General features: G+C 69.0%; 14 protein-coding genes. 10 read left to right on the top strand and 4 right to left on the bottom strand.

Annotation, left to right across the window (positions count from 1 at the left end; all coding sequences use genetic code 11):
- Nucleotides 1-17 precede the first annotated feature (17 nt).
- Nucleotides 18-830, top strand: a complete 813-nt coding sequence (locus BLT43_RS00505; RefSeq protein ID WP_090109180.1) for a response regulator — start codon at nt 18-20, stop codon at nt 828-830.
- Between the two features lie 199 nt (nt 831-1,029).
- Nucleotides 1,030-1,761, top strand: a complete 732-nt coding sequence (locus BLT43_RS00500; protein ID WP_090109178.1) for a Crp/Fnr family transcriptional regulator — start codon at nt 1,030-1,032, stop codon at nt 1,759-1,761.
- On the opposite strand, the gene BLT43_RS00495 is transcribed toward BLT43_RS00500, so the two are convergent.
- The 4 genes from BLT43_RS00495 to BLT43_RS00480 all read right to left on the bottom strand — a co-directional run bounded on the left by BLT43_RS00495 (nt 1,705) and on the right by BLT43_RS00480 (nt 6,399).
- Nucleotides 1,705-2,607 (bottom strand): YihY/virulence factor BrkB family protein, encoded by a 903-nt coding sequence (locus BLT43_RS00495; protein ID WP_090109176.1) that lies wholly within the window; start codon nt 2,605-2,607, stop codon nt 1,705-1,707. The genes BLT43_RS00500 and BLT43_RS00495 overlap by 57 nt on opposite strands.
- A 235-nt stretch (nt 2,608-2,842) precedes the next feature.
- Nucleotides 2,843-4,222, bottom strand: coding sequence for an alpha,alpha-trehalose-phosphate synthase (UDP-forming) (locus BLT43_RS00490; protein WP_090109174.1), 1,380 nt, complete (start codon nt 4,220-4,222; stop codon nt 2,843-2,845).
- Nucleotides 4,223-4,225: 3 nt separating this feature from the next.
- The gene (otsB, locus tag BLT43_RS00485) at nt 4,226-5,008 is read right to left on the bottom strand and encodes a trehalose-phosphatase (RefSeq protein ID WP_090109172.1); all 783 of its coding nucleotides are present in this window, start codon (nt 5,006-5,008) and stop codon (nt 4,226-4,228) included.
- Nucleotides 5,009-5,199: 191 nt separating this feature from the next.
- Nucleotides 5,200-6,399, bottom strand: a complete 1,200-nt coding sequence (locus BLT43_RS00480) for an ROK family transcriptional regulator (protein WP_090109170.1) — start codon at nt 6,397-6,399, stop codon at nt 5,200-5,202.
- Between the two features lie 142 nt (nt 6,400-6,541).
- Here BLT43_RS00480 and BLT43_RS00475 point away from each other — a divergent pair, with 142 nt between their 5' ends.
- The 8 genes from BLT43_RS00475 to BLT43_RS00440 all read left to right on the top strand — a co-directional run bounded on the left by BLT43_RS00475 (nt 6,542) and on the right by BLT43_RS00440 (nt 16,853).
- Nucleotides 6,542-7,567: a sugar ABC transporter substrate-binding protein gene (locus BLT43_RS00475; protein WP_090109168.1), complete on the top strand. Its 1,026-nt coding sequence runs from the start codon at nt 6,542-6,544 to the stop codon at nt 7,565-7,567.
- A gap of 101 nt (nt 7,568-7,668) precedes the next feature.
- Nucleotides 7,669-8,736, top strand: coding sequence for an ABC transporter permease (locus BLT43_RS00470; protein WP_090109166.1), 1,068 nt, complete (start codon nt 7,669-7,671; stop codon nt 8,734-8,736).
- The gene (locus tag BLT43_RS00465) at nt 8,733-9,527 is read left to right on the top strand and encodes an ATP-binding cassette domain-containing protein (RefSeq protein WP_090109164.1); all 795 of its coding nucleotides are present in this window, start codon (nt 8,733-8,735) and stop codon (nt 9,525-9,527) included. Before BLT43_RS00470 ends, BLT43_RS00465 begins: the two co-directional genes overlap by 4 nt.
- A gap of 19 nt (nt 9,528-9,546) precedes the next feature.
- Nucleotides 9,547-10,224 (top strand): nucleoside/nucleotide kinase family protein, encoded by a 678-nt coding sequence (locus tag BLT43_RS00460; protein ID WP_207497371.1) that lies wholly within the window; start codon nt 9,547-9,549, stop codon nt 10,222-10,224.
- A gap of 180 nt (nt 10,225-10,404) precedes the next feature.
- Entirely contained in the window at nt 10,405-11,667 is a 1,263-nt protein-coding gene (gene glgC, locus BLT43_RS00455; RefSeq protein WP_090109160.1) for a glucose-1-phosphate adenylyltransferase, read from the top strand.
- Nucleotides 11,664-13,112: a glycogen synthase GlgA gene (gene glgA / locus BLT43_RS00450; protein WP_090109158.1), complete on the top strand. Its 1,449-nt coding sequence runs from the start codon at nt 11,664-11,666 to the stop codon at nt 13,110-13,112. The genes glgC and glgA overlap by 4 nt, the downstream gene beginning before the upstream one ends.
- Nucleotides 13,109-15,241, top strand: a complete 2,133-nt coding sequence (gene glgX, locus BLT43_RS00445; RefSeq protein WP_090109156.1) for a glycogen debranching protein GlgX — start codon at nt 13,109-13,111, stop codon at nt 15,239-15,241. Before glgA ends, glgX begins: the two co-directional genes overlap by 4 nt.
- Complete coding sequence (locus BLT43_RS00440; protein ID WP_090109155.1) at nt 15,216-16,853, top strand: alpha-D-glucose phosphate-specific phosphoglucomutase; 1,638 nt, start codon at nt 15,216-15,218, stop codon at nt 16,851-16,853. Before glgX ends, BLT43_RS00440 begins: the two co-directional genes overlap by 26 nt.
- Nucleotides 16,854-16,870: the final 17 nt, after the last annotated feature.

Below are 16,870 nucleotides of genomic sequence, written 5' to 3'. Positions count from 1 at the left end.
TTGGGGACTTCCAGCCGATGACGACGACAACCACCGCACCCGACCTCGCCACGGTGATCGGGCACGAGCTGCCCTATTTGCGCCGCTATGCGCGGGCGCTGACCGGCAGCCAGAACAGCGGTGACACCTACGCCGCGGCCACGCTCGAGGCGATCCTCGAAGATCGGTCCGTCTTCGACACCTCCGCCTCGCCCCGCATCGCCCTGTTCAAGGTGTTCCACACCATCTGGGTGAGCTCCGGCGCACCGGTCTCGGGCGAAGAGAGCGGGCTTGCCGCCGCGGCGCAGGCGCATCTGTCGAAGCTGACCCCCAACACGCGCGAAGCGCTGCTGCTCTACACGATCGAGGATTTCGCGATCTCCGAGATCGCGGCGATCATGCAACTCGACGAGGACGAGGTCGAGCATCTGGTGAAGATCGCCCGCCAGGAGATGGAAGACAGCATCGCCGGCCGCATCCTGGTGATCGAGGACGAGGCGATCATCGCCATGGACCTGCAGTCGATCGTCTCGGACATGGGCCACGCGATCACCGGCGTGGCGCGCACCCGCGACGACGCGGTCAAGCTCGCGCAGCAGGAAAAGCCCGACCTCGTGCTGGCCGACATCCAGCTTGCCGACAACTCCTCGGGCATCGATGCGGTGCGCGACATCCTTGAGACGCATGGCAACCTGCCGGTGATCTTCATCACCGCCTTCCCCGAGCGGCTCCTGACCGGCGAGCGGCCCGAGCCGGCCTTCCTGATCTCCAAGCCCTATGGCGAGGAGCAGGTGCGCTCGGCGGTGAGCCAGGCGATGTTCTTCTCCTCGACCGGCCCGCTGCACGGCTGAGACAGCACCCTACGACCATCACGACGCCCCCGTCCCGCATGGGCCGGGGGCGTTTTTGTGCGCGGGGGCGAAAGCGGACAGAGCCCTGCGCCGCCCTCCTAACGTGTATCCGGACGGGGCCGGTACGCCGGGGCGGCCGAACGAGGAACAATCGCGCGGCTGCGGCATTCAGCTTCGACATAGCCGCCCGAAGGTCTCCATGCCCACCCGATGCCTCGCCTGCCCGCTGCGCAAGAAGGACATGTTCGCGAAGCTCGGCCGGGAAGACGTCGAGGCGATCCAGCGGTTCAAGGCCGGCGAAATGCAGATCGAGCCGGGCACCGCGATACTTCTGGAGGGCTCGAACAGCCCGCAGCTCTACACCGCGCTCTCCGGCCTCGGGCTGCGCTACAAGACCCTCCCCGACGGGCGGCGGCAGGTGATCAACCTCGTCTTTCCCGGCGACTTCCTCGGGCTTCAGGCCGGGCTCATGGGCAAGATGCGGCATTCCGTCGAGGCCACCACCGCGATGACGCTGTGCGTCTTCGACCGGGCCGAGTTCTTCCGCTTCTTCCGCAGCCACACGGAACGCGCCTTCGACATCACCTGGCTGGCCGCCGTGGAAGAGCATTTCCTGGGCGAAGCGCTGGCCAGCCTGGGCCAGCGCAGCGCGACGAGCCGGATGGCCTGGGCGCTCCTGAAGATCTGGCACCGCATGAACGGGCTGGGCCTGTGCGACGCCTCGGGGCGCTGCCCCCTGCCCTACAGGCAGCAGGATCTCGCGGATGCGTTGGGTCTCAGCCTCGTGCACACCAACAAGACGCTGGCCAAGCTGCGCGAGAGGCAGCTGGTCAGCTGGTCGGGCGGCATGCTGCGGCTGACCGACCTGCGCGCGCTAACCGATCTGGCCGGGGCGGAGTTCGAGAGCGAGATCGTCCGGCCGCTCATCTGAGCGGTTCACGCGGGTCCAGACGACGTTGACGGCCGCGCCCAGCAGCACCAGCCAGGCCGAGATGAAGAACCACATCAACAGCGCCGCCACCGCGCCGATCGAGCCGTAGACCTCGTTGTAGTTGCCGAAATTCGAAAGGTAATAGGAGAAGCCGGCCGAGGCGATCAGCCAAAGCGCGATCACCAGGAACGCACCGGGCGTGACCCAGCGCCCCCGCGCGCCGCGCATGTTGGGTCCGAAGCGGTACAGAAGCCCCAGCCCGGCCAGCACGATCCCGAAGGCCGCGAGCCAGCGCACCGCCTCGAGCGCCCAGCCGGCGGCCGGCCCGAGCGGCAGCACCGCCAGCAGGATCGGGGCGATCACGACCACCATCAGCGCCAGGATCGCGATGGCGATGAGCGACAGCGTGAGCGTTAGCGCGACGAGCAGCTGACGCAGCCCGTTGCGGTTCGGGCGCCCGTAGATCTGGTTCAGGCCGAGGATCAGCGAGGCGACGCCGTTGCGGGCCGAGAACAGCGCGATCGCCGTCGAGGCGAGCGTGGCAAAGCCCAGCGTCTCGGGGCGCGTGGCCAGCATGCTGTTCAGCTGCGCCTCGAGGATCTCGTAGACCTCGACGGGCATGACGTCCCGCATGACCTGAAGCTGCGTCTCGATCACGACCGGGTCGGCCATCAGCCCGAAGATGGCGATCAGCGCGGCGATGGCGGGGAAGATGGCGAAGACCGAGTAGAAGGCGATCCCGGCCGCGATCAGGCCGAGCTGCACATCGGTGGACAGGTGCCAGACCCCGACCAGCGTGCGCCAGATCCGGCGCGGCAGCGAAGCGGCGCTGTCTCGATGATCCATCTGCCTGCACACCCCCCGCACCCGATCTTCGGCAAAATGCCGCCGATCCATTGCTCGCATGGCGGGCGGCAGATGTGAAGTCGGACACGGAAAGGGTGGCCGGCGGCTGGACTTCCCCGAGGGAAATCAGGAAGGCCAGCCACCGGCCGTTGGGGAATGAGAGAGGCGAGGGAACGGCGCCTCTTCACCGGCCAAACCCGCCGCCGCGGGAAAGGTTCCTTAAAAAAAGGTCGCGCTATTTTCCCCCGTTTTCCAACGGCTTCTGAAGTGCTTTCAGGTAGGAATCCGTCCACCAGCCGATGTCGGTCTCGCGGATGGCCTTCATCAGCGCGCCGTGCCGGTCCTGCCGCTCGGCCAGGGACATGGCGAGCGCCACCTCGATCGCCTTGGCGGTGTCGCTCGGGTCGTAGGGGTTGACCATCAGCGCGGCCTCGAGCTGCTCGGCCGCGCCGGCGAAATGCGACAGGATCAACACGCCGGGATCGGCCGGGTCCTGGGCGGCCACGAACTCCTTGGCGACGAGGTTCATCCCGTCGGCAAGCGGCGTGACGAGGCAGACGTCGCCGCGCCGGTAGAGCCCGGCCAGCGTCTCGCGCGGGATGTTGCGGCGGATGTAGCGGATCGGCGTCCAGTCGAGCTCGCCCATCTCGCCATTGACCCGGCCGGTGATGCTCTCGAGTTCCTGGCGGATCTCCTTGTAGGCCTCGACATCCTCGCGCGAGGGCGGTGCGATCTGCAGCAGGGTGGCGCGCACCTGCGGGTCGGGCCGCTGCGACAGGTACTCGCCGAAGGCCGCGAAGCGCTGCGGCAGGCCCTTGGAGTAGTCGAGCCGGTCGACCCCGAGCACCAGCCGCTCGCCCGGCGACAGCCGCAGATGCTCGCCCGCATCGGCATGGGTCTCGGCCGCCTTCATGAACCCCTCGACATCGATGCCGATCGGGAAGCTCGCCACCTCGAAGCGGCGGTCCCCCATCTTGATGCGCCCCTCCAGCAGCAGCTCCGCATCGTTGGCTCGCAGGAAGTCGAGCGCGTTCGACACGTCGCGCCGGGTCTGCAGCCCCACGAGGTCGAAGGCGGCGAGCCAGCTCGGCAGCAGCTTGCGCTCGCTCAGCGCCGGCAGGTCGGAGGAGTTCGGGAAGGGAATGTGCAGGAAGAAGCCGATCCGGTTGCCCAGCCCCAGATCCCGCAGCTCCTTGGCGAGCGGCAGGAAGTGGTAGTCGTGGATCCAGATCACGTCGCCGGGCCGGACCACCCCGGCGACCAGACGCGCGACCCGGCGGTTCACCTCCTGGTAGATGCGGGCATCTTCCGAATCGACCTCGAGAAGGTCGGTGCGGTGATGGAAGAGCGGCCAGAGCGTGGCGTTGGCATAGCCCAGGTAGAAGCCCTGATGCTCCTGCTCGGTCAGGTCGAAGCTGTAGCGCTCATAGGGCTGGCTGGCGATCCTTGTGAGGCCGCGCTCGGCCTCCTCGGCGGACACCCGGGCGCCCGAGTTGCCGATCCAGACGCCGCCGCGGGCCTGCAACGCCTCGTGCAGCGCCACGACGAGGCCGCCCGAGGGCGCCTCCTCCGTCGGGATGCGGTTCGAGACGACGATCAAACGGCCTTCAGACATGGCTCAGGCCTCGATCCAGCGGCGCAGCGTCCTCCGTGCGGCCTGGGGGTTGCCGAGCCGGCAGCCGGCGGCGGTTTCCCCCTCGCCCACCTTGACGGCCAGCCCGCCCTGCTCGCTCACCCAGTGCAGCGCCGGCTCGTCGGTGACGTCGTCGCCGAAGAAGATCGGCATGGTGCCGGCGAAGGGCTCCTGCTCCATCAGTCGGCGCATCGAGACGTCCTTGCCGATGCCGGCCGGCCGCAGCTCGTAGGCCATCTTCGAATGGTGCAGATCGAACCCCTCATGCGTCTCCGACAGCGCCCGCAGGAAGGCATAGGCCGGGGCGGCGAGATCCTCGTCCTGCCGGAAATGCAGCACCACGCCGGTGGGCTTGCGTTCGCAGATCAGGCCCGGATGGGTGGCCGCGAAGGCGGTGGCCATCTCGCCCAGATGGCGCACGGTTTCGGGGTCGGCGAACTCGTGGTTGCGGATCTCGCCCGAGATGCGCTCCTGCGCGCCGTGGCCGCCGATGATCGGCCCGTCGAAGCCCTGCAGGTAATTGGTGATGTCCTCGATGGCGCGGCCGGTGATGATCACCACCCGGCCGCCGGTGCGCTCGCTGAGCGCGGCGAGAAGGTCGCCCAGATCGGGCGCCACCTCGATCGCGTCGGGTCGCTCGGCCAGATCGACCAGCGTGCCGTCGAAGTCGAGGAACAGGGTCGACCGGTCCAGCTGCGGCTCGGGCACGCCGTCCGCGGTGTGCTCGCCCTGGTGCTCGCCGTGAAATCCGATCATTTCGTAATACATTCCCTGTCTCCAATTCGCGGCTTGTCCCAAGCCCCGCAGCACCGGACCCGGTGCGCGCCGGTCGCAACGATCTGCAAGGTTCAACCCGCCGCCGCAGCGCGGGTTCCCGTATTTGGGGAATGCGGCCGGGTGACGCCGGAGCACCCCCGACACCAATCTCGGGTATCGCCGGGGGGAAGACAAGCGCGGCGTCAGGTGGCGGCGAAGCCGGCATGGGTGTCGAGCAGGAACTGCGCGAAGATCGGCGCGCTGGCGGCGCCGAGACCGCGGGCGTTGCCCCCGACCGTGCCCGCCTCGATCCGCGGCGGAATGAGGCCGCGCAGGTCGATCCGGCCCATCGCGTCGCGCACGCGTTCGACCAGGGCGGCCCGCACAGGCTCGGGAAAGCCGCCGTCGAACAATACCGCCTCGAAATCGATCACCGCGCAGACCGCGACCACCGCGCGCGCCAGCTCCTCGGCCACCGAATCGAGCCAGGGCTCGACCATCGGCTCGAGGCCCGACCAGTCCTGCGGCAGGCTCCACAGCCGCGCCGGGTCGTGCCCGGCCTCGACGAGGCGGCGTTCGAGCAGATGCAGCGAGGCGGTGTCGAGCAGCTGCGCCGGGCGGCCGGCGGCGTCGCGCGTCGGGATCGGACCCATGGCGCCGGCATTGTTCTGCGCGCCGCCAAACACGGAATGGTTGAGCACGATGCCGCCGCCGATGAAGGAGCCGACGAAGAAATAGGCGTAGTCGCGGAACTCGCGGCCCCGGCCGAACACGTGCTCGGCCCGGCAGGCGGCGGTGGCGTCGTTGTCGACATGGACCGGCAGGGCCGAAAAGCGCGCGACCTCCGCCGCGAAATCGAAGCCGCGCCAGCCGTCGAGCGCCGCGGGCGGCGCGCCGACCGTCTCGTGCCAGACCCACAGCTCGCCCGGCCGGGCGACGCCGATGCCAACGATCCGGTCGCGCAGCCGCGCCGGCAGACCCGCCACGAGCTCGGCCAGCCCCGATTCGAGAAACCGCATGATGTCGGCCGGGTCGGGGTAGCGGTAGGTGTCGTGCAGCTGCCCGCGCACCCGGCCGTGCAGATCGACGATCAGCAGATCCGCGCTGCGCCGCCCCACCTTCAGCCCGACCGAGAAGGCCCCGTCCGGGTTCAGCCCGACCGGCACGCGCGGCTTGCCGACGCGGCCGCGCTGCGGCGCGCCGCGGGTCAACATGCCGGCCTCGTCGAGCTCGCGCAGGATCACCGAGACGGTCTGGGCCGACAGCCCCGCCAGCCGCGCCAGATCGCTGCCCGGCAGCGGCCCGTGACGCTGCATCAGGGTCAGCAACAGCCGCGCGTTGTGGTCGCGCAACCCCCTCTGGTTCGCGCCACCCGACAGGCTGCGCACCTCGGACCGCTGCATTCCGGATCCTCCCTGCCCCCGAATAGAGCGCAACGTCATTAATAAATCAACATGAGTTATTTATTGACGATGCGATGCGAATCGAGATTACCTATGGTCAATCCCGGTGCGAGGAGGCCCCGGGACAAGGGAGGATTTGCCGATGACACGACTTTTCGCCACCACCGCGCTCGCGCTGGTCTCCATCGCTGGAGCGGCTCAGGCCGGAAGCCACTCGCAGGACGTATCCGCCTGCCTGATTACAAAGACCGACACCAACCCGTTCTTCGTCAAGATGCGCGAAGGCGCCACGGCCAAGGCGGAAGAGATCGGTGTCGACCTCAAGACCTTCGCCGGCAAGTTCGACGGCGACCACGAAACCCAGGTGCAGGCCATCGAGACCTGCATCCTCGACGGCGCCAAGGGGATCCTGATCACAGCCTCGGATACGTCCTCGATCACCGGTGCCGTGCAGCAGGCGCGCGACGCCGGCCTCCTCGTGATCGCGCTCGACACGCCGCTGACGCCGGCCGATGCCGCCGATGCGACCTTCGCGACGGACAACTACCTCGCCGGACAGCTGATCGGCCAGTGGGCGCGGGCGCAGATGGGTGACGCCGCCGCCGACGCGAAGATCGCCATGCTGAACATCCAGGTCTCGCAGCCCACGGTCGGCGTCCTGCGCAACCAGGGCTTCCTTGACGGCTTCGGCATCGAGCTTGGCGATCCCAACCGCTGGGGCGACGAGGAGGACCCGCGGATCGTCGGCCAGGACGTGACGCAGGGCTCCGAGGAAGGCGGCCGGACCGCGATGGAGAACATCCTCGCCGCCGACCCGATGGTCAATGTCGTCTACACGATCAACGAGCCGGCCGCGGCGGGCGCCTACGAGGCGCTGCGCGCCATCGGTCGCGAGAACGACGTGCTGATCGTGTCGGTCGACGGCGGCTGCCCGGGTGTCCAGAACGTGGCCGACGGCATCATCGGCGCCACCTCGCAGCAGTATCCGCTGCGCATGGCCTCGCTGGGTGTCGAGGCGATCAAGGCCTGGGCCGAGGACGGCACCAAGCCCGAGCCGACCGAAGGCAAGGCCTTCTTCGACACCGGCGTGGGCCTCGTGACCGACAAGCCGGTCGACGGCGTGTCCTCGATCTCGGTCGAGGAAGGCCAGGATCTCTGCTGGGGCTGAGCCCCGCGCTCTGACGCTTCGGGGCGGCGCTGAGCCGCCCCGGGCAAATCCGGGCCGCCGACCCCGCGGGCCCGCTCACACGCAACGGGAGTGCGCGTGTCATGCCATCAGATACCGACAACTATGAAACCGTGGTGCGCGAAAGGCGCGCCGAAAAGGTCGCCGAATTCGAGGAACACCACCGCGGCTTCATGGGCAACGTCCAGCACGCGCTGCATGTGACCCCGTCGCTGGTGCCGTTGATCGTGCTCGTGGCGTCGCTGATCCTGTTCGGCGTGCTGCTGGGATCGCGGTTCTTTTCGCCCTTCGCCCTGACGCTGATCCTGCAGCAGGTGCAGATCGTGGGTATCGTGGCGGCGGCACAATCGCTGGTGATCCTGACGGCCGGCATCGACCTCAGCGTCGGCGCCATCGCGGTGATGTCGTCGGTGGTCATGGGGCAGTTCTCCTTCCGCTATGGCATCCCGCCGGCCGTGGCCGTCGTGTGCGGGCTCGCGTTCGGGACCGCGGTCGGCGCGCTCAACGGTTGGCTGGTCGCGCGCATGAAGCTGCCGCCCTTCATCGTGACGCTCGGCATGTGGCAGATCGTGCTGGCCGCGAACTTCCTCTACTCGGCCAACGAGACGATCCGCAGCCAGGACATCGCGGCCGAGGCGCCGATATTGCAGGCCATGGGCGCCAAGTTCGAAGTCGCCGGCGCGGTCTTCACCGTCGGGGTGGTGTTCATGGTGTGTCTCGTCATGGTCCTCGCCTACGCGCTGAAACACACCGCCTGGGGCCGGCATGTCTACGCCGTGGGCGACGATCCCGAGGCCGCCGAGCTGTCCGGCGTGAACGTCAAGATGACGCTGATCTCGGTCTACGCCCTCGCGGGTCTCATCTGTGCCTTCGCCGGCTGGGCGCTGATCGGACGCATCGGGTCGGTGTCGCCGACCTCGGGGCAGCTTCTGAACATCGAGAGCATCACCGCCGTCGTGATCGGGGGCATCTCGCTCTTCGGCGGGCGCGGCTCGATCCTCGGGACCTTCTTCGGCGCCCTCATCGTCGGCGTCTTCACCCTTGGTCTGCGGCTTGCGGGGGCCGATGCGCAATGGACCTTCCTGCTCATCGGCGTGCTGATCATCGCCGCCGTGGCGGTCGATCAATGGATCAGAAAGGTGTCGGCATGACCCAGGAAACCCAGCGAAAGCCCCTTCTCACCGGACGCAACCTGGTCAAGCGCTACGGCCGCGTCACCGCCCTCGACCACTGCGACTTCGAGCTGTATCCCGGCGAGATCCTCGCGGTGATCGGCGACAACGGCGCCGGCAAGTCGACCCTGATCAAGGCGCTCTCGGGCGCGGTGATCCCCGACGAGGGCGAGGTGACGCTGGACGGCAAGACGGTGCATTTCCAGTCGCCCAACGACGCCCGCGAGGCCGGGATCGAGACGGTCTACCAGACGCTGGCCATGTCGCCCGCCCTGTCGATCACCGACAACATGTTCATGGGGCGCGAACTGCGCAAACCGGGCTTTCGCGGCAAGTGGCTGCGCCAGCTCGACCGCCCGGCGATGGAGAAGTTCGCCCGCGACAAGCTCAACGACCTCGGCCTGATGACGATCCAGAACATCAACCAGGCGGTCGAGACGCTCTCGGGCGGGCAGCGGCAGGGCGTCGCCGTGGCCCGCGCCGCGGCCTTCGGCTCCAAGGTGATCATCCTCGACGAGCCGACCGCGGCGCTGGGCGTGAAGGAAAGCCGCCGCGTGCTCGAGCTGATCCTCGACGTGAGGTCGCGCGGCATCCCGATCATCCTGATCAGCCACAACATGCCGCATGTCTTCGAACTGGCCGACCGGATCCACGTCCATCGGCTCGGCCAGCGCCTTTGCGTCATCGACCCGAAGAATCATTCGATGTCCGACGCGGTGGCCTATATGACGGGAGCGAAGGTCCCCGAGACCGAACTCGAACCCGCATGACGTCCACCACGCGGAAGGGATGGCTTTGCCCGACCTGACATCGCAGATCAACGCCATGGCCGACCGGGTCCATGATCTGGCCGGCCGCAAGCCCCGTGTGATCGTCGGCATCGCCGGCGCGCCGGGCAGCGGGAAATCCACCCTCGCCGAGGAGCTGGGCCGCAGGCTCGAACGCCAGAAGCTGTCCTCGCGCGTCGTGCCGATGGACGGCTTCCACCTCGACAACCGGCTGCTCGATGCGCGCGGCCTGCGCACGCGCAAGGGCGCGCCGGAGACCTTCGACGCGCGGGGCTTCATCGTGCTGATGCGGCGCCTTGCGCGCGGCGAGGAGGTGGTCGCCCCGGTGTTCGAGCGCACCCGCGACATCGCGATCGCCGGCGCGCAGCTGGTCGAGACCGACACCCGGGTCGTGATCGTCGAAGGCAACTACCTGCTCTTCGACGAGGCGCCGTGGTCGGAGCTTGCGGGGCTGTGGGACCTCTCGGCCTATCTCGACGTGCCGATCGCCGACCTGCGCGCCCGGCTGATCGCCCGCTGGCTCGGCCACAACCTGAGCCGCGCCGCCGCGACGCAGCGGGCGATGCACAACGACGTGCCAAACGCCCAGCGCGTGATCGACCGGGCACTCCCGGCCGATCTGGTCTTTGGCCCGGCCTACGAGGCCCGGCCGGCCGCCGCCGGCCCGAAATCGGTCTGAGCCTGCACGTCCCCTTGAAAGTCAATAGTTTTCTGCGGATTCACGTGGGAACTGCCTATTGCCGCCAGGGCGCGGTGACTTATGCTGGGTAAAGGGCGCGGCTCTCGGCCGGCGCCCGGCCGCGCGCGGCGCGGCGTGACCAGTGCATCGTGACCCGCCGGGACAGGGAGGCCCGCCGCCATGCCACAGACCACCCGCAGACTTTCACAGCGCTCCATGGCCTTCGTGCTCGCCGGCGGACGCGGCTCGCGATTGAAGGAACTGACCGACCGCCGCGTGAAGCCGGCGGTCTATTTCGGCGGCAAGGCCCGGATCATCGACTTCGCCCTGTCGAACGCGCTGAACTCCGGCATCCGCAAGATCGCGGTCGCCACGCAGTACAAGGCCCACAGCCTGATCCGGCACTGCCAGCGCGGCTGGAACTTCTTCCGCGCCGAGCGCAACGAGTTCCTCGACATCCTGCCCGCCTCGCAGCGCATGAGCGAGAGCTGGTGGTATCGCGGCACCGCCGACGCGGTGACCCAGAACATCGACATCGTCGACGGCTACGACGTCGACTACATCGTCATCCTCGCGGGCGACCACATCTACAAGATGGACTACGAGGTGATGCTCGAGCAGCATGTCGAGAGCGGCGCCGACGTCACCGTGGGCTGCCTCACCGTGCCGCGCATGGAGGCGACCGCCTTCGGCGTGATGCATGTCGACGAGAACAGCCGCATCACGTCCTTCCTCGAGAAGCCCAAGGACCCGCCGGCCATCCCCGGCCAGCCCGACAAGGCGCTGGCCTCGATGGGGATCTACGTCTTCTCGTGGAAATACCTGCGCGAGCTGCTGCTCAAGGACGCCGACGACGAATCCTCGAGCCACGATTTCGGCACCGACCTGATCCCGGAGATCGTCAAGAACGGCAAGGCGATGGCGCATCGCTTCGACGACAGCTGCGTGCGCGCCGAGGGGCGCGAGGCCTATTGGCGCGACGTCGGCACGGTCGACGCCTTCTGGCAGGCCAATATCGACCTGACCAACTTCGACCCCGAGCTGAACCTGTGGGACCGCGACTGGCCGATCTGGACCTACTCCGAGAGCGTGCCGCCGGCCAAGTTCATCCATGACGAGAAGACCCGCCGCGGTACGGCGGTCTCCTCGATGGTGTCGGGCGGCTGCATCATCTCGGGCACCGAGGTGCGCAATTCGCTGCTGCACACGCAGGTCCACACCAACTCCTACTCGGTGCTCGATCACACCGTGGTGCTGCCCTACGTGACCGTCGCCCGCCACGCCCGGCTGAAGAACGCCGTGATCGACGCGAACGTGCACATCCCCGAAGGCCTCGTCGTCGGCGAGGATCCGGAGGAGGACGCCAAGTGGTTCCGCGTCTCCGACGGCGGTATCACGCTGATCACCCAATCGATGCTCGACAAGCGCGCGGCCGAAGCGTGACGGCGGTTCTCTCGGTCGCCTCCGAATGCGCGCCTCTGGTCAAGACCGGCGGCCTCGCCGACGTGGTGGGGGCGCTGCCCGAGGCGCTGCGCCCCGAGGGCGTCTCGATGCGGGTGCTTCTGCCGGGCTACCCGGCGGTGCTCGAGGCGCTGGAGACCGGCGCGACGGCGGTGATGACCGAGAACGACCTGTTCGGCGGCCCGGCGCGCGTTCTCGCCGGCCGCGCCGCCGAACTCGACCTGCTGGTGCTCGACGCGCCGCATCTCTACGAGCGGGCCGGCTCGATCTATCTCGGGCCGGACGGGCGGGACTGGCCGGACAACCCCCAGCGCTTCGCGGCGCTGAGCTGGATCGCGGCCCGGATCGCGGCCGAGGGCATCGCGCCGGGCGGCGAGAGCTGGCGCCCCGACACCCTGCACTGCCATGACTGGCAGGCGGGCCTCGCGCCGGACTACCTCGCGCAGATGAGCGGCGGCGCCAATGTGCGCACGGTGATGACGGTCCACAACATCGCGTTCCAGGGCCTGTTCGAGCCGCACCTGATCGAGGCGCTGCGGCTGCCCCGGCACCGCTTCACCACCGAGGGTTTCGAATATTACGGGCGCGTCTCGGCGCTGAAGGCGGGTCTGGTCGCCGCCGACCGGCTGACCACGGTGTCGCCCACCTATGCCGCCGAGCTCCTGCGCCCGGATTTCGGCATGGGGCTCGACGGGGTGCTGCGTGCGCGCCGGCGGGCGCTCACCGGCATTCTCAACGGGATCGACGAGACCGCATGGTCCCCCGCGTCCGACCCGCACATCGCCCGGACCTACCGCCTGCCCGCCCGCAAGCGCCCCAACAAGGCCGCGCTGCAGGCCGAGATGGGCCTGCCGGACGCGCCGGGCCCGCTGTGCTGCGTGGTGTCGCGGCTGACCGACCAGAAGGGGATCGACCTGCTGCTCGAGGCGCTGCCGGCCCTGCTCGATCGCGGCGGGCAGCTGGCGCTTCTGGGCTCGGGCGATCCCGCCCTCGAGCGCGCGCTGCGCGAGGCCGCGCATGACCCGAACGTCTCGGTCCGGATCGGCTACGACGAGGCGCTCTCGCACCGGCTGATCGCCGGGGCCGACGCGATCCTCGTGCCCTCGCGCTTCGAGCCCTGCGGGCTCACGCAGCTCTACGGGCTGCGCTACGGTACGGTGCCGCTGGTGGCGCTGACCGGCGGCCTGGCCGACACGGTGATCCACGCCTCGCCCGCCGCCATCGACCGCGGCGTCGCGACCGGCGTGCAGTTCCACCCGGTCGATGCCGCCCCGCTCGCGGTGGCCCTCGACCGGCTTTGCGACCTCTACGCCCGGCCCGACATCTGGGCGCAGATGCAGCGCAACGCGATGAAGCAGCCGGTGGGCTGGTCGGTCTCGGCAAAGGCCTATGCCGCCCTCTACCGGGATGCTACTGCCGAGGCATGAAGCCCCGCCGCCGCATCAGCGCCGGACGCCCCTACCCGCTCGGAGCCAGCTTCGACGGCGAGGGCGTCAATTTCGCCGTCTTCTCGCAGCATGCCACCCGGATGCAGCTGTGCCTGTTCGAACGTTACGGCCGCGAGACCGCCCGCATCGACCTGCCGGAGCGTGACGGCCATGTCTGGCACGGCTACATCCCCGGCCTCGCGCCGGGGCAGCACTACGGGTTTCGCGCCCATGGCCCCTACCGGCCCGAGGAGGGCCACCGCTTCAACCCCAACAAGCTGCTGCTCGACCCCTATGCCCGACAGATCACCGGCCACCCGATCTGGCACGACGCGCTGCATGGCTACGACACGCGGTCCCGGCTGCAGGATCTGAGCTACGACACCCGGGACAGCGCGCCCTACATGCCGCGCGCGATCGTGGTCGACCAGCGCGGGCTGCTGCCGGCGCACCACCCGGACCGGGCGATGGCCGACACGGTGATCTACGAGGCCCATGTCGCCGGCCTGACCTCCGACCGCCCCGACATCGCCCATCGCGGCCGCTTCCAGGGCCTGGCCTCGGACCGCATCCTCGACCATCTCGGCCGGCTCGGCATCACCGCGATCGAGCTGCTGCCGGTCCATGCCTTCATCAACGACCGCTTCCTCGTCGAGAAGGGGCTGACCAACTACTGGGGCTACCAGTCGATCGGCTTCTTCGCGCCCGAGCCGCGCTACATGGCCGGGCACGACATCGCCGAGTTCCGCACCATGGTCGACCGCTTCCACGCGGCCGGGATCGAGGTGCTGCTCGACGTGGTCTACAACCACACGGGCGAGGGCAATCAGCTCGGCCCCACGCTGTGCTTCCGCGGGCTCGACAATGCCAGCTACTACAGGCTGGCCGAGAACCGGCGCTTCCACATCGACGACACCGGCACCGGCAACACCGTGAACGCCGAGCACCCGATGGTGCTGCGGATGATCCTCGACTCCTTGCGCTACTGGGTCGAGGTGATGGGGGTGGACGGGTTCCGCTTCGACCTGTGCACCGCGCTGGGGCGCCGCGCCGAGGGCTTCGACCGCGACGCCCCCTTCTTCCAGGCGATCCGCCAGGACCCGGTGCTGAGCCGGGTCAAGCTGATCGCCGAGCCGTGGGACATCGGGCCGGGCGGCTACCAGCTCGGCGCCTACCCGCCCCCCTTCCACGAATGGAACGACCGCTTCCGTGACCAGGTGCGCAGCTTCTGGCGCGGCGAGCCCGACATGATCGGCCGGCTCGCCAACCGTGTGGCCGGCTCGGCCCGCCGTTTCGACCACGACAACCGCCCCGCCACGACCTCGGTCAACTTCCTGACCGCGCATGACGGCTTCACGCTGATGGACGTGGTCTCCTATGCCGAAAAGCACAACGAGGCCAATGGCGAGGACAACCGCGACGGCCATTCCGACAACCGCAGCGACAACATGGGCCACGAGGGTGCGACCGCCGATCCTCTGATCCGCGCCGCCCGCGCCCGGCGCCGGCGCAACATGCTGACCACGCTGATGATCAGCCAGGGCACGCCGATGCTTCTGGCGGGCGACGAGCTGGGCAACAGCCAGCAGGGCAACAACAACGCCTATTGCCAGAACAACCCGATCGGCTGGGTCAACTGGGACCGCACCGACCCCGACTTCCTCGCCTATGTGCGCAAGCTCGTGGCCTTCCGCAGGGCGCATCCGGTGCTGCGGCAGAAGCGCTTCCTGCATGCCCAGAGCCGCCAGATCGACGCCCGGCCGGACCTGTTCTGGCGCCGCGCCGACGGAAGGCCGATGTCCGAGCACGACTGGGCCGACCCCGCCCGCAGGCTTCTGGCCTTCGAGATGCGCACCGCCTCGGGCACGCCGGACTACGCCGCGCTGGAATACGCGCTCTTCGCGGTCATCAATGGCGGCGGTCCGGTTTTCGTGGAACTTCCGGACCCGCCATCGGACTATGTCTGGGTCCGGCATATCGACAGCGCCCGCCCGCTGGCGGACCCCGAGCCGCAGACCGGCCGGACCCGGATCCGGGGCCGTTCGGTCGTCGTCATGGTCCTCGAGCCGGCGGAAGGCGCGGAGAGGACCGAATTGGAGGAGCGTGACAGTGGAACCGATCACCGTTGAGACGAAGCCGATCCAGGGCCAGAAGCCCGGTACCAGCGGGTTGCGCAAGAAGACCCGCGTGTTCAAGGAGTCGCATTTCCTCGAGAACTACGTGCAGTCGATCTTCGACGGCATCGGCGGGATCGAGGGCAAGACCCTGGTGCTGGGCGGCGACGGTCGGCACTTCAACGACCGCGCCGCGCAGGTGATCCTGCGCATGGCCGCCGCCAACGGCGCGCGCCGCGTCATCGTCGGCCAGGAGGCGCTGCTTTCGACCCCCGCCGCCTCGCACCTGATCCGCAAGCGCGGCACCGATGGCGGCCTGATCCTGTCGGCCAGCCACAACCCCGGTGGCCCCGACGCCGATTTCGGCCTCAAGTACAACACGCCGAACGGCGGCCCCGCCCCCGAGAGCGTGACCGACAAGATCTATGCCGCGACGCAGGGCCTCACCCGCTACAGGATCCTCGAGGCGCAGGATGTCGACCTGACCTCGCCCGGCCTTCAGCATCTCGGCGACATGGAGATCGAGGTGGTCGACCCGGTCGCCGACTACGCCATGCTGATGGAGGAGATCTTCGACTTCGACGCGATCCGCGGCCTCCTGTCGGACGGGTTCCGCCTGCGCTTCGACGCGATGCACGCCGTGACCGGGCCCTACGCGGTCGAGATCCTCGAGAACCGGCTCGGCGCCGCCTCGGGCTCGGTGGTCAACGCCACCCCGTCGCCGGATTTCGGCGGCGGCCACCCCGACCCCAACCCGATCTGGGCCAGGGACCTGGTCGCGGCGATGATGTCCGACGACGCCCCCGATTTCGGCGCCGCATCGGACGGCGACGGCGACCGCAACATGATCATGGGCCGCGGCGTCTACGTCACGCCCTCCGACAGCCTCGCCCTGCTCGCCGCCCACGCGCATCTGGCCCCGGCCTACAAGGACGGGCTGAAGGGCGTGGCGCGTTCGATGCCCACCTCGGGGGCGGTCGACCGGGTCGCCCGCAGCAAGGGCATCGACTGCTACGAGACGCCGACCGGCTGGAAGTTCTTCGGCAACCTGCTCGATGCGGGGCGGGCGACGCTGTGCGGCGAGGAAAGCGCCGGCACCGGGTCGGACCACGTGCGCGAGAAGGACGGCCTCTGGGCAGTGCTGTTGTGGCTCAACATCCTCGCCGCCACGCGCAAGTCGGTGGCGGAGCTCCTGCGCGAGCACTGGACCGAGCATGGCCGCAACTACTACTCGCGCCACGACTACGAGGACGTCGAGAGCGACAAGGCCAACGCCCTAATCGACGGCCTGCGCGGCAAGCTCTCGCAGCTGCCGGGCCAGAGCTTCGCGGGCCTGACGGTCGAGGGTGCCGACGAGTTCTCCTACGACGATCCGGTCGATGGCAGCCGGGCCAGCGCGCAGGGGCTGCGGATCAGCTTCACGGGCGGCGAACGGGTGGTGTTCCGGCTGTCGGGCACCGGCACCGCGGGCGCGACGCTGCGCGTCTATCTCGAGGCGCTCGAGATCGACCCGGACAAGCTGGCGGAAGATCCGCAGGAGGCGCTCGCGCCGGTCATCGCCGCGGCCGACGAGATCGCCGGCATCCGGGCGCAGACCGGCCGCGACGCGCCGGACGTCATCACCTGAGCCATGGCGCCCCGCCC

It is taken from the genome of Limimaricola pyoseonensis (assembly GCF_900102015.1).
Lineage (GTDB): Bacteria > Pseudomonadota > Alphaproteobacteria > Rhodobacterales > Rhodobacteraceae > Limimaricola > Limimaricola pyoseonensis.
Note: the sequence above shows the minus strand (reverse complement) of the source record. Positions and strands in the feature narration are given on the sequence as shown.

Coding starts and splice junctions, on each gene's coding strand:
- BLT43_RS00505 (WP_090109180.1), top strand. CDS start 18: ATGACGACGACAACCACCGCACCCGACCTCGCCACGGTGATCGGGCAC.
- BLT43_RS00500 (WP_090109178.1), top strand. CDS start 1,030: ATGCCCACCCGATGCCTCGCCTGCCCGCTGCGCAAGAAGGACATGTTC.
- BLT43_RS00495 (WP_090109176.1), bottom strand. CDS start 2,607: ATGGATCATCGAGACAGCGCCGCTTCGCTGCCGCGCCGGATCTGGCGC.
- BLT43_RS00490 (WP_090109174.1), bottom strand. CDS start 4,222: ATGTCTGAAGGCCGTTTGATCGTCGTCTCGAACCGCATCCCGACGGAG.
- otsB (WP_090109172.1), bottom strand. CDS start 5,008: ATGTATTACGAAATGATCGGATTTCACGGCGAGCACCAGGGCGAGCAC.
- BLT43_RS00480 (WP_090109170.1), bottom strand. CDS start 6,399: ATGCAGCGGTCCGAGGTGCGCAGCCTGTCGGGTGGCGCGAACCAGAGG.
- BLT43_RS00475 (WP_090109168.1), top strand. CDS start 6,542: ATGACACGACTTTTCGCCACCACCGCGCTCGCGCTGGTCTCCATCGCT.
- BLT43_RS00470 (WP_090109166.1), top strand. CDS start 7,669: ATGCCATCAGATACCGACAACTATGAAACCGTGGTGCGCGAAAGGCGC.
- BLT43_RS00465 (WP_090109164.1), top strand. CDS start 8,733: ATGACCCAGGAAACCCAGCGAAAGCCCCTTCTCACCGGACGCAACCTG.
- BLT43_RS00460 (WP_207497371.1), top strand. CDS start 9,547: ATGGCTTTGCCCGACCTGACATCGCAGATCAACGCCATGGCCGACCGG.
- glgC (WP_090109160.1), top strand. CDS start 10,405: ATGCCACAGACCACCCGCAGACTTTCACAGCGCTCCATGGCCTTCGTG.
- glgX (WP_090109156.1), top strand. CDS start 13,109: ATGAAGCCCCGCCGCCGCATCAGCGCCGGACGCCCCTACCCGCTCGGA.